Below are 16,965 nucleotides of genomic sequence, written 5' to 3' on the forward strand. Positions count from 1 at the left end.
GTCTCAGACGGTCCACGGCGCTGCGCGCTCGGTGTCCACCCCATACCGGGCGATGGCCTCGGCCACTACCGCCGGCTTGATCGCGCCGTCGTCGCTCAGGGCCTTGAGCGCGGCGACGGCCACGTGGTAGCGATCGACCTCGAAGAAGTTGCGCAGCCTGGCGCGGTAGTCGCTGCGGCCAAAGCCATCCGTGCCCAGCACGACATAGCGCCTTCCCGCCGCCTGCACGTACTCGCGTACCTGGTCGGCGTAGTTGCGCATGTAGTCGGTGGCGGCGATCACCGGGCCGTCGTGGCCTTCCAGACTGGACTCGACCCAGCTCTTGCGGCGCGCCTCGGTGGGGTGCAGCAGGTTCCAGCGTTCGGTGGCCATGCCGTCGCGGCGCAGTTCGTTGTAGCTGGTGGCGCTCCAGATGTCGGCCGTGACGTTGTAATCGGCCTTCAGAAGTTCGGCCGCCGCGATCACCTCGCGCAGGATGGTGCCGCTGCCCATGAGCTGCACGCGTAATCCGCCCTTGCCGGCCTTGCCGCCGTCCCTGAGCTTGTAGAGGCCCTTGAGGATGCCCGCCTCGACGTCGGGTCCCGCTTCCGCCAGGCCCGGGTGCGGGTAGTTCTCGTTCATCAGGGTGATGTAGTAATAGACATCCTCCTGGTCCTGGTACATCCGGCGCATGCCGTCGCGCACGATGGTCACCACTTCATAGGCGAAGGTGGGATCGTAGGAAACGCAGTTGGGGATGGTGCCGGCGATGATGTGGCTATGGCCATCCTCGTGCTGCAGGCCTTCGCCGTTGAGCGTGGTGCGTCCCGCGGTGCCGCCCAGCAGGAAGCCGCGCGCGCGGATGTCGCCCGCCAGCCAGGCCAGGTCGCCGACGCGCTGGAGCCCGAACATCGAGTAGTAGATGTAGAACGGAATCATCGGCACGTTGCTCGTGCTGTACGACGTCGCGGCGACAATCCAGCTCGACATCGCGCCGCCCTCGTTGATCCCCTCCTGCAGCACCTGGCCGTCCTTGGACTCGCGGTAGTACATCAGCTGGTCGGCATCCTGCGGCTTGTAGAGCTGGCCGACGGACGAGTAGATGCCGAGCTGGCGGAACATGCCCTCCATGCCGAACGTGCGCGACTCGTCGGGCACGATGGGTACGACATGCTTGCCGATGGCCTTGTCGCGCACCAGGGTGCCCAGCATCTGCACGAAGGCCATGGTGGTGGAGATCTCGCGCTCGCCGGTGCTGTCCAGCAGGCGCTGGAAGGTGGACAGCGGCGGGATCTCCAGCGCATGAGACTTGCTGCGGCGTGCCGGCAGGTAGCCGCCCAGCGCCGCGCGCCGGGCGCGCAGGTACTGCATCTCGGGGCTGTCTTCGGGCAGCTTGATAAAGGGGATGTCGGCCAGTTGCTCGTCGCTGACCGGAATCTGGAAGCGGTCGCGGAAGCCGCGCAACGCATCCAGGGTCATCTTCTTGGCCTGGTGGGCAATCATCTGGCCTTCGCCCGATTCGCCCATGCCATAGCCCTTGACCGTCTTGGCCAGGATCAGCGTGGGCGCGCCGGTGTGCCTGACGGCGGCGGCGTAGGCCGCGAACACCTTCTCCGGATCATGGCCGCCACGCGTCAGGCCCCAGATCTCATCGTCGCTCATGTCCGCGACCAGCGCCTTGAGTGCTTCGTACTTGCCGAAGAAGTGTTCGCGCACATAGGCGCCGCTCTTGCTCTTGAAGTCCTGGTACTCGCCGTCGACGCATTCCTCCATGCGCCGCAGCAGCAGGCCGCTCTTGTCCCTGGCCAGCAGCTTGTCCCAGCCGCCGCCCCAGACCACCTTGATCACATTCCAGCCGGCGCCGCGGAAAACGGATTCCAGCTCCTGGATGATCTTGCCGTTGCCGCGCACGGGGCCGTCCAGGCGCTGCAGGTTGCAGTTGATGACGAAGATCAGGTTGTCCAGCCGCTCGCGGCCCGCCAGCGAGATCGCGCCCAGCGATTCGGGTTCGTCCATCTCGCCGTCGCCCATGAAGGCCCAGACCTTGCGCGGCGCGGTGTCCGCCAGGCCGCGGCCTTGCAGGTACTTGAGGAAGCGCGCCTGGTAGATCGACATCAGCGGCCCCAGGCCCATCGACACGGTGGGGAACTGCCAGAAATCCGGCATCAGCCACGGGTGCGGGTACGACGACAGGCCGGTACCGCCGGTCTCTTGCCGGTAACCCAGCAACTGCTGTTCCGTGAGCCGCCCCTCGACAAAGGCGCGCGCGTAGATGCCCGGCGCGCTGTGGCCCTGGATGTACAGCAGGTCGCCGCCATGGGTGTCCGTAGGCGCGTGCCAGAAGTGGCCGAAGCCGATGTCGTAGAGCGTGGCCGCCGACTGGAAGCTGGCGATATGGCCGCCCAGCTCCGACGATTCCTTGTTGGCGCGCAGGATGATCGCCATGGCGTTCCAGCGGATGATCGAGCGCAGGCGATGCTCGATGGCGCGGTCTCCGCTCGATTTCGCTTCGTCCTCGGGGGCGATGGTGTTGCGGTAGCCCGTGGTCAGCGAGCGCGGCACATAGAGACCGTCGCGCCGCGCTTCATCGACCAGCGCGTTGACCAGTTGGTTGGCGCGTTCTGTGCCGCGGTGCTGCGTTACCGCTTGCAAGGACTCCAGCCACTCGGCGGTCTCGACGGGATCGAGATCGCCCGCTTCGCGTGCGCTCATGTTGTCTCCACTTGTTTTGTTTTGAATGGCATCGGGTGATGCTGGGGCAGAGGGGTTTAGCAATGGCCGTGCCATTGCCTGGAAGGCTGTGCGCGAATCGCAAGCCATTGATTGCAAAGAAATTGACTTGTAGGCGCCGGGCGGCCAGTTGGTGATTCCATATTGCGGCGCCCGGATCGTTATGAGATTTCATGCGGGAGCGTCAGGGAATACCCCAGCCCGCGTGGCGCGGCCCGTCCGGACCGGCGCACGCGGGCGCGGCGGCTAGCCGCCGCGAGGTTGCCGCGCAGGGGCTTCCACGATATCGTCCGCCTCAGGCAGTGGCGCCGGGCTCAGCTCGCCCTCCCATTTGGCGACGACCGCCGTAGCGATGCTGTTGCCGATGACATTGGTGGCGGTGCGGCCCATGTCGAGGAACTGGTCGATGCCCAGGATCAGCAGCAGGCCGGCTTCGGGCAGGCCGAACATCGGCAGCGTGGCCGCCACCACGACGATGGAAGCCCGCGGTACACCGGCAATGCCCTTGCTGGTGATCATCAGCACCAGCAGCATGGTGATCTGCTGTGTCAGGCTCAGCTCGATGTTGTAGGCCTGCGCGATAAACAGCGCGGCGAAGGCCTGGTACATCATCGAGCCATCGAGATTGAAGGAGTAGCCAAGCGGCAGCACGAAGCCGGTCACCTTGTTGGGGACGCCGAACTTCTCCATCTGCTCCATGGTCTTGGGATAGGCCGCTTCGCTGCTCGCGGTCGAGAAGGCAAGGATGGTCGGCTCGCGGATCAGCCTGAGCAGCGTGAACACGCGCCCGCCCAGGAACAGGTAGCCCGCCCCGGTCAGCACCAGCCACAACACCAGCAACCCCAGGTAGAAGCCGCCGATGAACTTGCCGTAGGTGAACAGCACGCCGATACCCTGCACGGTGATCGCGGCGGCAACGGCGGCAAACACGCCGAGCGGGGCAAAGCGCATCACAAAGTCGGTGACGCGCAGCATGATCGTCACCAGCTCTTCGATCGACGCCACCAGGTGATGGCCGACCTTGCCCTGGAACGACGCGATGGCGAAGCCGAAGAACAGCGAGAAGACCAGGATCTGGAGGATCTCGTTCTGCGCCATCGCTTCAAACACGCTCTTGGGGAAGACGTGCGTGATGAAGTCCTTCAGGTTCAGCGAGGAGGTCTTGAGGTTGGTGGCCGCGCCCACTTCCGGCAGCGGCAGGTTGAGGGCGCGTCCCGGCTGCAGCAGGTCGACGAAGACCATGCCCAGCAGCAGCGAGATGAACGACGCCGTGATAAACCAGCCCAGTGCCTTGATGCCGATACGTCCCACGGCACCGGCGTCCTTCATGCCGGCGATGCCTGCCACCAGCGTGCCGAATACCAGCGGTGCGATGATCATCTTGATCATGCGCAGGAAGATATCGGTCACGATCGAGAAATAACCGGCAATCTCCTTCGCCTTCGCCGGGTCGGGCGCGAGGGTGTTGCACAGGTAGCCGGTAACGATACCCAGGACCATGGCGAGCATGATCGCGCTGGTCAGCTTGTTTGACTTCATGATGCGTTGTCTCCAGCGATTGCGGACAGATGCCTGGTCTGGCCGTCGATATGGCAGGAGGCGCGCTCCGCACGGCTGCAAGCGCCGTGCGGAGCGCGCCGTCTGCCGGCTCAGCGGGCGTGTACGGCCTGGCTCAGCGGTGCAGGTTGCGTCAGGACTTCGGGGCGGAGGATCTGGTCGAGCTCTTCCCTGGACAGCAGTCCCTTGTGCAGCACGATGTCGTAGACGCTGCCGCCGGAGGCGTGCGCCTCCTGCGCGACCGCGGTTGCGTTGGCGTAGCCGATGTAGGGGTTCAGGGCGGTCACGATGCCGATGGAGTTCTCGACCGTGACCCGCAGGCGCTCTTCATTGGCGGTGATGCCGCTGACGCAGCGCTGCGCCAGCGTCAGGCAGCCGTTGCGCAGATGGCTCACGCTCTTGAACAGGCTGTGCGCGATGATCGGCTCGAAGGCGTTGAGCTGCAGCTGGCCGGCTTCCGCCGCGAAGCTGACCGTGATGTCGTTGCCAATCACCTCGAACGCGATCTGGTTGACCACTTCCGGGATGACGGGATTCACCTTGCCGGGCATGATGCTCGATCCTGCCTGCATCGGCGGCAGGTTGATCTCGCCCAGGCCGGCACGGGGGCCGCTGGAGAGCAGGCGCAGGTCGTTGCAGGTCTTCGACAGCTTGACCGCCACGCGCTTGAGCACGCCTGACAATTGCACGAAGGCGCCGCAGTCCTGGGTGGCCTCGATCAGGTTGGGGGCCGTCACCAGCGGAATGCCGGTGATTTCCCGGAGCCGTTTCAGGATCAGCGGCGCGTAGTCCGGATGCGCGGTAATACCGGTGCCGATCGCGGTTGCACCCATGTTGATTTCACAAATCAGCAGCGCGGCCTCGCGCAGCCGCTCCTCGTCTTCGCCCAGCATCACGGCATACGTGCTGAACTCCTGGCCCAGCGTCATGGGCACGGCATCCTGCAACTGGGTGCGGCCCATTTTCAGGACATGCCTGAATTCTTCGGCATTCTGCTCGAAGGCGCGGCGCAGCACGCCCATCGCATCCACCAGTCCCAGGATGCCGAACCACGTTGCGATCTTCAGTGCGGACGGGTAGACGTCGTTGGTGCTCTGCCCGATATTGACCTGCTCGTTGGGATGCAGGTACTGGTACTGGCCTTTCTCGTGCCCGAGCAGTTCCAGCGCGCGATTGGCGATGACCTCGTTGGCGTTCATGTTGGTCGAGGTCCCGGCGCCGCCCTGGATCACATCGACCACGAACTGGTCGTGCAGCTTGCCGCCAACGAGCTCGGCGCACGCCATGACGATGGCGTCGCAGCGCTCGTCATCGAGCAGGCCCAGCTCATGGTTGGCCAGCGCGGCGGCCTGCTTGATGTAGGCCAGTGCCTTGATCAGCTCCGGGTAGATGGAGATCGGCGTGCCGGTAATCGGGAAGTTCTCCACCGCGCGCAGGGTATGCACACCGTAGTAGGCATCGGCCGGGACGTCGCGATCGCCCAGGAGGTCATGTTCGGTTCTGAAGGGTCCGGCGGCCATCGGTGTGCTCCTCGCTAAAAGGCGTCATGAGAGGAGGCCAAGCTTAGGCATCGCGACGGCGGCTTACGAACGTCATGCGAATTTGTCATCAAGCGCGGCGAGATGCGCATGCCGGCAGGGGACCAGTCTCCGGCGCGAACGGCTCGCTACGCCGGCCGGCCAGGACCGGGAAAGGGATCTTGCGATTTCGGAATAAGGCGCCGCGTTTTTTGCATCGGCCTATCGGGGTTCCACCGATTTGCGCGGACAGGTGTTGCCGTATGATGAGCCATAGACCGCGCGTCCCAACCCGATGTCGAGTAGTTCCATCATGGAAATCAAGTGGCTTGAAGACTTCCTGTGCTTGGCTGAAACGCGCAGCTTCTCGCGTGCCGCGGGCGACCGCCATATCACCCAGTCGGCGCTCAGCCGTCGCATCATGGCGCTCGAAGAATGGCTGGGCATCAGCCTGGTAGACCGGAGCGTGCATCCTGCAACGCTGACCACCGCTGGCTGGCTGTTCCGGCGCCTGGCCGCCGACCTGTTGCGTGACGCCTATGCGGCACGCGCATTGCTCAGCAGCCGCCAGCCGCTGGGCGATAAAGACAAGGTCATTCGCTTTTCAGTCGCGCACACCCTGGTATTCACTTTCTTCCCGACCTGGCTCAAATCCCTGCATGACCGCTTCGGTGTGCTGAGCGCCTGCGTGCATGCCGTGAACGTGCCGGAGGGCGTCCAGCAACTGGTGGACGATGACTGCGACATCCTGCTGGGTTACCACCATCAGCATCTGCCGATCCTGCTGGACCCGAACGGCTTTCCGTTCCTGATGCTGGGCGTCGAGCGGATCCTGCCGTTCTCCGCGCCGGACAAGCATGGCGAGCCGATCTTCCGCCTGCCGGGCAACAGCGGCAAGCCGTTGCCCTTCATGGCGTACTCATCGGGTGCGTTCCTGGGCAATGTGGTCGAAATGATCCTGCTCAACGCACCCGAGCCCTATGCATTGCAGCGTTGCTTCGAGACCCATATGTCCGAGGCGCTGAAGGCGATGGTCGTGGCGGGACATGGCGTCGGCTGGCTGCCCGAGAGCTGCGTCGCCGACGAACTGCGTGCAGGCACGCTGGTGGTGGCAGGACCCGCCGCCTGGGCGACGAGCCTGGACATCCGCCTGTACCGCTCGGCATCGACGCCCAAGCCGCTGGTCGATGAACTCTGGGCCTTTCTCAGCCGCGTAGCGGACCCGAAGCTGATTGCAGCCGGCAAGCCCGCGGAACCCGGGGGGTGGGGAGCGCAGTCCTAGCCGGACTGCCGGAAACCCGGCAGTATCCGGTCCTGCTTTACTGGCGCGTGCCAGTTGCATCGCGGCTGGTGTCCGCGCTTATCTCCTGGCGATCCAACACCCGATGAGCACCATGCCATGGCCCACCTTCAGCGCGCCAACTTCCTGTACCAGCCGGCTTGCGACCTCGTCATAGACAGACGCATGGATATAGACGCGGTTGGCGCATACGCAGGTCTGGCCGCTGTTGCGGAACTTCGATGCCAGTATGCCGTCGACCGCGCGGTCCAGGTCCGCATCTTCAAACACGATCAAGGGCGCGTTGCCGCCGAGTTCGCCGTTGTCCCGCTATTTCCTGGGCAAGGCGGTACAGCGCGGGCTGCTGCTCGGTTATGCAGGGTGCCCGAGGAAGAGATCGGGCCGGCGTTCGAGGTGTTGCTTGGCTGCCTGCGGTAGCGCTCCACACATCCCGCGCATGTGCCGGACCGATGGCCAGCGCCTCCCGCTCAGGAATTCCGAATTCCCCGCTTCCGGATAAAGTCGCCCCAGACGCGCGAGTCAGTCAGCGCGCGCTGTTTGATCGTATCGGCCGACCCGGCAATCGGGTCCAGGTAAAGCGATGCCAGCTTGACCTTGACTTGCGGGTCCGCCAGGAAAGCCTGCACCGCGCTGTTGAGCTTCGCCACGACTTTGGGGTCCATCCCCGCCGGGCCGACCAACGCATACCATCCCGGCATCACCGGCGTATCGACGCCCGCCTCCTTGATGGTCGGCACGTTCGGCAGCTCTTTCGCGCGCTTCTGGCCGACAATCGCCAGCGGCACCACGTTCCCGCCGGTGATCTGCGGCAACGCGGCGCCGAGGACGCTTACCATGGCGTCGACTTCGCCGCCGATCACGCCAGTCAGTGCCGGCCCCGAGCCCTTGTAGGCGACGTGGGTCATCTTGATGCCGAGCTTGTCCCCGATCATCTCCATTGCCAGGTGAGTGGAATTGCCGACCCCGGCACTGCCGTACGTCAGCCCGCCGGTTTTCTGCTTCGCCTTCTCGATGAAGCTCTGCACGGAAGTAATGCCGCTCGCCTTGCTGACGACCAGCACAAAGGGCGTGTCGACCACCGGCGCGACAAACGTGAAATCTTTCTGCGCGTTATAAGGCAGCGATGCGTAGAGGTGCTGATTGAAGCTGATCTGCGACACGCCCGCGAGCATCAGGCTGTAGCCATCGGACGGTTGCTTGGCGACGAAGCTCGCGCCGATGATGCCGTTGGCACCTGGGCGGTTGTCTACCACGATCGATTGATGCAGTTCCTGGCCCAGCTTCTGGCCAAGCAGGCGCGCCACGACGTCGGCGCCGGAGCCGGCCGACTGCGGCACGACCAGGCGGATGGGACGGTCCGGATAGCCTTCCTGGGCGCTCCCCGGCACGGCGTGCATGAGGGCGGCGGATACCAGGGCCAGGGAGAAAAGACGTCGGTACATCGCAAGAATCTCCAGATAAGGGCGCAACGATGATGACGATCGTATGTAGATGCGCGCAAGCAAGCCAATACGGAATCACAATGCGGGCATAGGTTTGACCTATGCCGTATCGACCCTGATTGGCGCGGGGGCGACTTTGGTGCCATGGCGCACCGATGGGGTACCGCCATAGGATCCACCTATGCGGGGATCGGCATTTCGTCTTTCCTCTGCGCGCAGCCCCGTCCTTACCATCGGCATTGTTACCAACCTGCTGATGCAAGAGTCATGTCCGATCACGATAGCCGCGGCAATGCGTGGCTGCAGTCCCCCTCGGCCTACCTGGCCACCCGGCCCTCCTTGTTTGCCGTGCCGGCCCGGCCGCAGTCGTGCTACCTGCCGATGCGCGACGGCTGCCGGCTGGCCGCGGATATCTACTTGCCGCAGCCGCTGCCAGGTACCGCACCGCCCGCGCACTATCCAACTGTCACCATCTTCACGCCGTACTACCGGCGTTTCCGGCTGTCTTCAGGCGGGGCGGAGCCCAGCCCCAATGCAGCCAAGTATCGCGATGCGTTCGTGCCCAAGGGCTACGCCGTCGTGGTGGTGGACGTGCGCGGCACCGGCGCCAGTTTCGGCACGCGCGATGCGCTGCGTTCGCCTACGGAGCGCGACGACTACTACGAGGTGGCCGACTGGATCGCAGCCCAGCCCTGGTCGAACGGGCGTATCGGGTCCACCGGCATTTCGTATCTCGGCGCCGCGGCTTGCTTTCTCGCCAGCACGGGCCACCCCGCGGTCAGGGCTATCGCGCCGCTGTTCTCGGTATCCGATATCTACAGCGAGCAGCTCTACCCGGGCGGCATGCTGTCGAAGATCTGGGTCCAGGCGTATGACGAGCTGATGCTGGCGCTCGACCAGGACCAGCGCCATCTGCTGGCGAACTTCCCTTACTTCAACGACCCGCGCTTCGACGGGCCCGAGCGCGTGGACGAGGATGTCGACGGCGCGCTGGTTCGCGCGGCCATTGACGAGCATCGCAACAACTTCACGCTGGCCGACCTGGCCCCCGAGTTCGCATTCCGCGATGACGCGACGCTGCACGATCCCGCGCTGGATACCGGCAGCTGCAGCCCGTACTGCTACCTTGACGGCATCCGCCCGGATGTGGCGGTCTATTCGATCTCGGGCTGGTATGACGGCGGCGGCTATGCCAACGGCGCAATCACGCGCTTCCTGTCGTTGCCGTCGCATGACAGCCGGCTGCTGCTGGGGCCGTGGGACCATGGCGCGCGAACCAACGTGTCGCCGTGGCGCGACCACGCCGCATCCGACTTCCCGCTGCTGGGCGAAGTGCTGCGGTTCTTCGACCAGCATCTGCTGGATATCGACACCGGCCTGCAGCGCGAGGCGCGCGTGCACTATCACAGCATCCACGATAACCAGTGGCATGCCGCCCAAGCGTGGCCGCCCTCGGACAATCGCCAGACGCTGTGGCTGGCAGCCGGCGCATCGATGGTGCCGCAGCGGCCTGAAGGCGCGCCGGCGCTGTCCACGCAGGTCAGCTTCGACTGGACCACGGGACGCAACAGCCGCTATGAGCGCCTGGGGGCGGCCAATATCGAAGACTACTACGTAGACTGGTCCGCGCACGAAGCCGCGCTGCCGCACTTCGATACCGCACCGCTGGCCGCGCCGATGACGATCGCCGGGCATGTGGTGGCGCAACTGACCGTCGCCGCCTCGCAGCCCGACGCGGCGGTCTTCGTCTACCTGTCGGAGGTGGAGGCGTCAGGCGCGGTACGCTACATCACCGAGGGCATGTTGCGGGCGTCGCATCGACGAACAGAGCCAGGCCCGGCCGAATACAGGACCACCTGGCCGTATCGCGCCCATCGCCGCGCGGAAGCTGAGCGGCTGACGACCGGCGTGCCGGTGTCGCTGACGTTTGCGTTGTTGCCGGTGGCGTGGACATTGTCGGCGGGCAGCCGCTTGCGTGCGTCGATCGCGGGTGCCGATCGGGGCCATTTCCCGCAGGTGCCGCACGGCCGTCCCCCTGTGCTGAGGGTATCGATCGGCGGTGCTGACGGGTCCTTCCTGGAAGTGCCGGTCCTGCCGGATGACGAGGCGCGCTAAGTCACCTGAGCCACCTGAGCCACCTGAGCCACAGGGGTGTCCTGCCGGCATGGAAATGCTACAGTCGCACATCCCTGATTGCAGTGCCCAGCGCACCGCGCCTCCCCAGCCATGGATCTGCGGCAGCTACGTTACTTCGCGCGCATCGTTGAACTCGAGAGCATTACGGCCGCGGCCGAGGCGTTGCACATCGCCCAGCCGTCGCTGAGTCAGCACGTAGCCAACCTCGAAGCGGATCTCGACGCCAAGCTGCTGGTACGAGGTCCGTTCGGCACGCGTCCCACCGAGACGGGACATATCCTCTATCGCCACGCCAAGATGGTGCTGCGCCAGATGGACGAGGCCAGGGCCGCCGTGCGCCACGGCCGCGATGTGCCGTCGGGACACGTTACGGTAGGGCTGCCCACCAGTACGTCGCGCGTGCTGGCGGTGCCATTGCTGCAGCGTATCGCCGCCAGCCTGCCGGAAGTCACGGTCGAAATTGTCGAGGGCAGCAGCGCGGACCTGGCTGACGCCGTGGCCTTGCAGAAGCTCGATCTTGCAATCGCCATGGATGCGCAGCAACGGCCGAATATGCACCTGGTGCCCTTGCTCGACGAGCAGCTGATGGCCGTGGGTCCACCGCAAGGCCAGGCCCGCGACACACTGACGCTGGCCGAGATTGCCGCGATGCCTTTGCTGCTGCCGAGCTTTCCCAACTCAGTCCGAGTACTGGTCGATCGCGCCTTCGTTGCCGCCGGCGTCAGCGGGCGCCTGGTGGCGGAAACCAGCGCGGTGTCCGTGCTGCTGGCCGCCGTCCGGGCCGGCATGGGATGGACCATCCTGCCGTGGTGTGCGCTAGCCGATGAAGAGCCGGGCGAGTTCGCATGCCTGCCGATCGCCGATGCCGCGCTGGTGCGCCGGGTCAGCCTGTGCGTGTCGGGTTCAGCGCGGCTGAGCCTGGCTTGCCGCGCCGTCGAAGAGGCGATGCTCGACCTGATCGTCCAGGCTGTAAACGCGGGGGACTGGAAGGCCGTTACGATGGTCTTCGATCCGAGGGGCTCCGCGCAGGCGTGAAAACGCTTACGCCGCCCGGGTCGCGGCCGGCGGAAACACGCGCCAGCAGCCATCATCGTGCCGAAAGAAGAACAGCGCGCGCAGGCTGTCCGGTTGCGTGGTTTCGACATAGACATAGCGTCGCCGGCCCAACCGGGTACGGCTGAATTCAACGACGTGAACCGGGGTCGAGGGGCCAGGCGCGAGCCATTTTTCGACCTGGAAGCGCAGCGAGCGCTCATTTGTACTTTTCATGTCCCTCTCCATCCCCCTACTTTCCCCACGTGCCAACAGCCACGACCGTGAGGTCCAGCCACCGCCCACATCGTCTCGAAGACATCGCTGGGCAGCTATGTGGTGCATGACGCACCGTGCAGCGCAGCGCAATCTTGAGAAAGCGCTTTAACTTTAGGACACAACAACACGGCGCTGCATAGTTTTGCGAAATAGCAACAGCTCAGCGGTGGGTTTGGCGTTCTGTATGCGCCGCTAGTCCACCTGTGCCGAATGCACCGCATGAACAGCAGCTGCTCTGCAGGATGGCGCCGGTTGCAAGGCTAGAACGGCTGAAGGATGCCGGGGGTTGACCTCCAACCGCTTACGGCAAGATCGCGGCAAGGGTGGCCGATTTCGCTTGTCCGGTAGCAGGCGCCGTGATCAGCGCTTTCCACTCCGCATGGTCCGCATCGCCGCCGGTGCGCCGTGCAGGAACATGTCGACCTTCTGGCGGATCACCGCGTCCATGTCGGTTGGTACCTTCAGTCCATAGACCCACTTGCGCACGCCAAGATAAAAGATCGCGGCGTGCAGGCTCCAGATCATCTCGATCTCGGCGTCGGTCTCCGCGGCATTACGGGGTGCGGCGATGCCGAAGGCATCGCGCACTTCGGCCAGTACGGGCAGGAACACCTTGTTGCGCAGCTTGCTGAGGTACCGGTTATTGATGCCTTCGTGGGTCAGGCCGGCAAAAATAAAGAGACGGATCCATTCCTCGCGCAGGATGACCGAGGAATAGTCCAGGTAGAACGCATAGAGCCGCTCGGTCAGCGGCGTAGAGCGGTCGGCAATCTGCCGCTCCCAGTCGGGCCGCCACTGGAAGACTTCGTTGTAGACCCGCTCGATCAATGCTTCCTTGCTGGGGAAATAGCGATACAGCAGCGGTTGCGTAACGCCGATCTGCCTGGCCAGCTCGCGGGTGCTGCCGCCGAAGCCGTTGCGGGTGAAGTGCTCGATCGCCTTTTCGACGATCTGCTGCTCGCGCTCCTCGGGCAGCAGCCGCCTGGTGACTTTGGTGGCGGAGTCTTCCTGGTCCGCAGCGCTGCTTGCATCCATGACTTTTTCTCTGGCACTCGCGATGAGGACGATGCCCGGATTCTACCAATCACCCGATAAATTAAAAAGGCGGCCGGCGCAGGTGTGCTTGCGCGGCCGCCGGCTTTCGGGGATGGAAGGAGCTTTACCCGGCAGCTCTCCCCGCAGCGCTACCCGGCGCTCTTTTTCGCGATGCCAAGTTCGCAAGCCACGCGCTGGTTCTCGTATGAGGCACGCTCCCATGCGCCGCGTGCCGAGCGGTCAGTGACCGAGAAGACGTAGATACCTGCGAACGCCACCAGCATCGAGAACAGCGCCGGATATTCGTACGGGAAGATGGCGCTGGCGTGGCCCAGCACCTGCACCCAGACCGTTGGACTCAGGAGCGTCAGCACCACCGCGGTGGTCAGGCCCATCGTTCCGCCGATCACCGCGCCGCGCGTGGTCAGGCGTCGCCAGTAGATCGACAGCAGCAGCACCGGGAAATTGGAGCTCGCGGCAATCGAGAAGGTCAGGCTGACAATGAAGGCGATGGTCTGCTTCTCGAACAAGATGCCGAGCAGGATCGAGAGCACGCCGAGCACCAGTGTCGTGGCCCGCGACACGCGCATCTCGTCCTTGTCATTGGCCGTCCCCTTGCGGATGACGGTGGCATAGAGATCGTGCGAGATGGCCGACGAACCGGCGAGCGTCAGCCCGGCCACCACGGCAAGGATCGTCGAGAACGCCACCGCGCAGATAAAGCCGAGAAACAGGTTGCCGCCCACCGCATGGGACAGGTGCACCGCCACCATGTTCACGCCGCCGATCACCGCGCCGGCGTAGTTGTGATACAGCGGATCGTTGGCCACCAGTGCGATCGTGCCGAACCCGATGATGATGATCAGCGCGTATCCGGTGCCGACTATACCGGTCGCATACAGCACGCTCTTGCGGGCGGCCTTGACGTTGCTGACCGTGAAGAAGCGCATCAGGATGTGGGGCAGGCCAGCGGTACCGAAGATCAAGGCGAGCCCCAGCGAGACGGCCGAGACCGGATCCGAAACCAGGCCGCCCGGCCGCATGATCGCGTCCTGCCTGGCGTGCGCGGCGATGGCATGGTCGAACAGCAGGTTCAGGTCGAAACCGAAGCGGCTCATGACCATGAAGGCCATGAACGCGCATCCGGCCAGCAGCATCACCGCCTTGATGATCTGGATCCACGTGGTGGCAAGCATGCCGCCAAAGAACACGTAGACCACCATCAGCACGCCGACCAGCACGACCGCCGAGGTATAGCTGAACCCGAACAGCAGTTCGACCAGCTTGCCCGCGCCCACCATCTGCGACACCAGGTAAAGCAGCACGATGACGATCGAGCTCGACGCCGAGAAGGCGCGGATCGGCCGCTGCCTGAGGCGGTACGACAGGACATCGGCCAGCGTGTACCGGCCCAGGTTGCGCAGTGGCTCGGCGATCAGGAACAGGATGATCGGCCAGCTGGCGAGAAAGCCGATCGAATAGATCAGGCCGTCGTAGCCGCTGGTGAAGACCAGCGCTGAAATGCCGAGCAGCGAAGCGGCAGACATATAGTCGCCGGCGATCGCCCAGCCGTTCTGCATCGCCGTGATCTTGCCGCCCGCCGCATAGTGGTCGGCCACGCTGTGGTTGCGCCGTGCGGCCCAGCGCGTCACCGCCAGCGTGGCGATCACGAAGACCAGGAACATGCCGATCGCGATCAGGTTCAGGCCCTGGCCGACCGGTGGCGTGGCGGCCATGGCCGGGGCGGCGGGCGCCAGCGCGGCCGCCATCATGACGATGTGTTTCATGCCTGCTCTCCCGCACGGATCGCGGTGATCATGCTGTCGAAGGTGACGTTGCTGCGATACACGTAGACGGCAACGAGTGCGAACGTCACCGCGAACATGCCGAAGCCCACCGGAATGCCGAGGGTCATCGGCCGCCCCGGCGTGACCGGCACGGCAAGCCAGGCAGGCCGGAATGCGAGCGTCAGGATGAAGCCAAAGTAGATGGCCAGCATGGCGGCCGTCAGCGTCCAGGAGAAGCGGCGGCGCATCCGGTGCAGGCGTTCGAAGGCCGGCTGGCCCAGCATGGGGTGCGGCACCACCAGGGCCTCGATGGCCGCGGCTTCGCGCGGCGTGGGCTGTGCCGGAAAGGGGGCTGTATAGGACATGACATTGTCTCCGTATCGTTGTGGTCGGCGTGGCCGTCAGAACTGGCGCGATACCGCGGTTTCGCGCATCACGGCCTCGGGGGTGCGGTAGCGCTCGGCCATCTCGCGGTCCTTGTCGCTGCGGAGCTGGGCTTGCATGTAGGCGCCCAGGTGCCGCGCATGCTCGACAATGGCGTTGCCGACTTCGACGCGCGCGGTGCTGTATGCCTCCAGTGCCGCCTCGACGTCCTGGTGCGCGGCCAGTGCACGGACCATCGCCATGGCATCGCCGGCGGCTTTGGTCACGCCCATCCCGCAATGGGGGCGCGCGACGAACGCGGCATCGCCGAGCAGCGCAATGCGCCCGAATGCCATGCGCGGCACCGTCAGGTCGAAGATCGGTTGGAACATCGGCTGCGCTGTCCTGGCGACGACCTCGGCAAACTGAGGCGCCAGCAGCGTGCTGGCGGCGTCCTCCATATCGGCCAGTACGTCGCGCCGGATGAGGCCCGGCGGGATGCCGTTGAGCCAGCGCTTGCCGTCTGCATCGGTCAGAAGGTCGGGCAGTTCGTCATGCTCGCGCGTGGCGCGGTACCACACAAAGTTGTAGCGGCGCTCGCCGGCGGCGGTGCTGTTGTGTTCCCCCGCCACCGGATAGCCGAGGATCTGCTCTCGTGGCGGCAGGCAGAAGGCAAACTTGTTGAAGATGTCGGCGTGCGTCTCGCGCGACAGTCGCGCTTCGTCGACCAGTCCGCGCCAGGCGATATATCCCGCGTATTGCAGGCCGACCGCGGGCAACAGCTGCTCGCGCACGCCAGAGCGGAAGCCGTCCGCGGCGATGACAAGGTCGGCGCGGTGCACGGAACCATCGTGGAGCGTGACGGTGGCATGGCCGGCATGCGAATCGACCGACGTCACCAGCGCACCCACCCGATAGCTGCCGGAACAGGCCTTGCGCAGTACGTCGTACATCTTGCCCCATGCGGTCAGCGTCTGCGGCATGGTGCGTTCCGACAGCGGCGATCCTTCTCGCGAGAGCGTGACGCGGGCATTGACGCGCACGCCAATGCTGTCGTCGACCACAATGCCGGCCGCCTCCAGTGCGTCGAACAGTTCCGGGTGGGTCACGATGCCGGCGCCGCGGCCGGCCAGGGCTTCGGGCGTGCGCTCGAAGATCTCGACATCCCAGCCGCTGCGCAGCAGCAGGTTGGCGGCAAACAGGCCGCCCAGCGATCCGCCCACGACGATCGCCTTGCGCTTGTTGTTGAATACGGTGTTCATGCCCTCGCTCCGGTCGTTGCCTGCGTACCGGCTGGCAGCGCCAGTCCTGCTACTTCCGCCGCCGGATAGTTGAGTTCGATCGTGACGCCGGACGGATCCTCGATAAAGACCTGATGCAGCCCGAGGCCCGGCACGGTGCGGTCGCGCCATGCGATGCCCTCGGCACGCAGCGTGGCCCACATCTGCTCGACGCCCGTTGCCAGGAACGCGATGTGGTCGAGCGTGCCGGTGCCGGTTTCCGGCAGGGCCTTCTCGCCAAGGTAGGAGGCCAGGCCGGCAGGATTGTCCCGATCCACGCCGATGATGTGGACGGTGCCGTAGTCGCTTTCGTCATCGCCCAGATAGAGCCATGCGCCGGGAAAGTCGAATGGTGGCCGGAAGCCGCGCCGGAAACCCAGTACGCGCTCGTAGAACGCGCACGACCGTTCAAGGTCAGTCGTCCGGATGGAATAGTGTGCAAGTCTGGAAAGTGCCATTGCCCGCTCCATAAATTATCGATCGATCAGTGATCGGTTGATAAATAATAGGGCGGCAGGGCCGGCTCGC

13 protein-coding genes and 1 pseudogene are annotated in these 16,965 nt (G+C 64.9%); 3 read left to right on the forward strand and 11 right to left on the reverse strand.

Annotated features, from left to right (window positions below):
• Positions 1 to 3: 3 nt before the first annotated feature.
• The 3 genes from aceE to aspA all read right to left on the reverse strand — a co-directional run bounded on the left by aceE (position 4) and on the right by aspA (position 5,786).
• On the reverse strand, positions 4 to 2,691 hold the full coding sequence (gene aceE / locus AB1I47_RS08430; RefSeq protein WP_354683321.1) for a pyruvate dehydrogenase (acetyl-transferring), homodimeric type: 2,688 nt from the start codon (positions 2,689 to 2,691) through the stop codon (positions 4 to 6).
• Positions 2,692 to 2,955: 264 nt separating this feature from the next.
• Positions 2,956 to 4,248 carry a dicarboxylate/amino acid:cation symporter gene (locus AB1I47_RS08435; RefSeq protein WP_354683322.1) on the reverse strand — a complete coding sequence of 431 codons (1,293 nt, stop codon included), beginning with the start codon at positions 4,246 to 4,248 and terminating at the stop codon, positions 2,956 to 2,958.
• Positions 4,249 to 4,358: 110 nt separating this feature from the next.
• A complete protein-coding gene (aspA, locus tag AB1I47_RS08440; protein WP_354683323.1) occupies positions 4,359 to 5,786 on the reverse strand; it encodes an aspartate ammonia-lyase in 1,428 nt (475 codons plus the stop codon).
• A gap of 310 nt (positions 5,787 to 6,096) precedes the next feature.
• Between aspA and AB1I47_RS08445 the strand changes: the two genes are divergently transcribed.
• On the forward strand, positions 6,097 to 7,065 hold the full coding sequence (locus AB1I47_RS08445) for a LysR substrate-binding domain-containing protein (RefSeq protein WP_354683324.1): 969 nt from the start codon (positions 6,097 to 6,099) through the stop codon (positions 7,063 to 7,065).
• 114 nt (positions 7,066 to 7,179) lie between these two features.
• Here the strand turns inward: AB1I47_RS08445 and AB1I47_RS08450 are convergent.
• Both AB1I47_RS08450 and AB1I47_RS08455 read right to left on the reverse strand, forming a co-directional pair.
• A pseudogene (locus AB1I47_RS08450) lies at positions 7,180 to 7,380 on the reverse strand (aldehyde dehydrogenase family protein); the annotation flags it as partial.
• 170 nt (positions 7,381 to 7,550) lie between these two features.
• Complete coding sequence (locus AB1I47_RS08455) at positions 7,551 to 8,525, reverse strand: Bug family tripartite tricarboxylate transporter substrate binding protein (protein WP_354683325.1); 975 nt, start codon at positions 8,523 to 8,525, stop codon at positions 7,551 to 7,553.
• Positions 8,526 to 8,792: 267 nt separating this feature from the next.
• Between AB1I47_RS08455 and AB1I47_RS08460 the strand changes: the two genes are divergently transcribed.
• Positions 8,793 to 10,640, forward strand: coding sequence for a CocE/NonD family hydrolase (locus AB1I47_RS08460; RefSeq protein ID WP_354683326.1), 1,848 nt, complete (start codon positions 8,793 to 8,795; stop codon positions 10,638 to 10,640).
• 111 nt (positions 10,641 to 10,751) lie between these two features.
• Positions 10,752 to 11,696: a LysR substrate-binding domain-containing protein gene (locus AB1I47_RS08465; RefSeq protein WP_354683327.1), complete on the forward strand. Its 945-nt coding sequence runs from the start codon at positions 10,752 to 10,754 to the stop codon at positions 11,694 to 11,696.
• Positions 11,697 to 11,702: 6 nt separating this feature from the next.
• Here AB1I47_RS08465 and AB1I47_RS08470 read toward each other — a convergent pair whose 3' ends face one another.
• The 6 genes from AB1I47_RS08470 to AB1I47_RS08495 all read right to left on the reverse strand — a co-directional run bounded on the left by AB1I47_RS08470 (position 11,703) and on the right by AB1I47_RS08495 (position 16,895).
• On the reverse strand, positions 11,703 to 11,930 hold the full coding sequence (locus tag AB1I47_RS08470) for a hypothetical protein (protein WP_354683328.1): 228 nt from the start codon (positions 11,928 to 11,930) through the stop codon (positions 11,703 to 11,705).
• A gap of 402 nt (positions 11,931 to 12,332) precedes the next feature.
• A complete protein-coding gene (locus tag AB1I47_RS08475) occupies positions 12,333 to 13,007 on the reverse strand; it encodes a TetR/AcrR family transcriptional regulator (RefSeq protein ID WP_354683329.1) in 675 nt (224 codons plus the stop codon).
• Between the two features lie 149 nt (positions 13,008 to 13,156).
• Complete coding sequence (gene actP / locus AB1I47_RS08480; RefSeq protein WP_354683330.1) at positions 13,157 to 14,794, reverse strand: cation/acetate symporter ActP; 1,638 nt, start codon at positions 14,792 to 14,794, stop codon at positions 13,157 to 13,159.
• Entirely contained in the window at positions 14,791 to 15,159 is a 369-nt protein-coding gene (locus tag AB1I47_RS08485) for a DUF485 domain-containing protein (protein WP_354683331.1), read from the reverse strand. Before AB1I47_RS08485 ends, actP begins: the two co-directional genes overlap by 4 nt.
• A gap of 36 nt (positions 15,160 to 15,195) precedes the next feature.
• Positions 15,196 to 16,419: an FAD binding domain-containing protein gene (locus AB1I47_RS08490; protein ID WP_354683332.1), complete on the reverse strand. Its 1,224-nt coding sequence runs from the start codon at positions 16,417 to 16,419 to the stop codon at positions 15,196 to 15,198.
• Positions 16,416 to 16,895, reverse strand: a complete 480-nt coding sequence (locus AB1I47_RS08495) for a VOC family protein (RefSeq protein ID WP_354683333.1) — start codon at positions 16,893 to 16,895, stop codon at positions 16,416 to 16,418. The genes AB1I47_RS08490 and AB1I47_RS08495 overlap by 4 nt, the downstream gene beginning before the upstream one ends.
• Positions 16,896 to 16,965: the final 70 nt, after the last annotated feature.

The sequence above is a fragment of the Cupriavidus necator genome, assembly GCF_040578825.1.
Classification (GTDB): Bacteria; Pseudomonadota; Gammaproteobacteria; order Burkholderiales; family Burkholderiaceae; genus Cupriavidus; species Cupriavidus necator_E.

Bases quoted from the DNA above. Each gene is read 5' to 3' on its own strand.
- AB1I47_RS08495 (WP_354683333.1), bottom strand. From the start codon at position 16,895: ATGGCACTTTCCAGACTTGCACACTATTCCATCCGGACGACTGACCTT.
- AB1I47_RS08465 (WP_354683327.1), top strand. From the start codon at position 10,752: ATGGATCTGCGGCAGCTACGTTACTTCGCGCGCATCGTTGAACTCGAG.
- aceE (WP_354683321.1), bottom strand. From the start codon at position 2,691: ATGAGCGCACGCGAAGCGGGCGATCTCGATCCCGTCGAGACCGCCGAG.
- AB1I47_RS08470 (WP_354683328.1), bottom strand. From the start codon at position 11,930: ATGAAAAGTACAAATGAGCGCTCGCTGCGCTTCCAGGTCGAAAAATGG.
- AB1I47_RS08475 (WP_354683329.1), bottom strand. From the start codon at position 13,007: ATGGATGCAAGCAGCGCTGCGGACCAGGAAGACTCCGCCACCAAAGTC.
- AB1I47_RS08435 (WP_354683322.1), bottom strand. From the start codon at position 4,248: ATGAAGTCAAACAAGCTGACCAGCGCGATCATGCTCGCCATGGTCCTG.
- aspA (WP_354683323.1), bottom strand. From the start codon at position 5,786: ATGGCCGCCGGACCCTTCAGAACCGAACATGACCTCCTGGGCGATCGC.
- AB1I47_RS08460 (WP_354683326.1), top strand. From the start codon at position 8,793: ATGTCCGATCACGATAGCCGCGGCAATGCGTGGCTGCAGTCCCCCTCG.
- AB1I47_RS08485 (WP_354683331.1), bottom strand. From the start codon at position 15,159: ATGTCCTATACAGCCCCCTTTCCGGCACAGCCCACGCCGCGCGAAGCC.
- AB1I47_RS08445 (WP_354683324.1), top strand. From the start codon at position 6,097: ATGGAAATCAAGTGGCTTGAAGACTTCCTGTGCTTGGCTGAAACGCGC.
- AB1I47_RS08455 (WP_354683325.1), bottom strand. From the start codon at position 8,525: ATGTACCGACGTCTTTTCTCCCTGGCCCTGGTATCCGCCGCCCTCATG.
- AB1I47_RS08490 (WP_354683332.1), bottom strand. From the start codon at position 16,419: ATGAACACCGTATTCAACAACAAGCGCAAGGCGATCGTCGTGGGCGGA.
- actP (WP_354683330.1), bottom strand. From the start codon at position 14,794: ATGAAACACATCGTCATGATGGCGGCCGCGCTGGCGCCCGCCGCCCCG.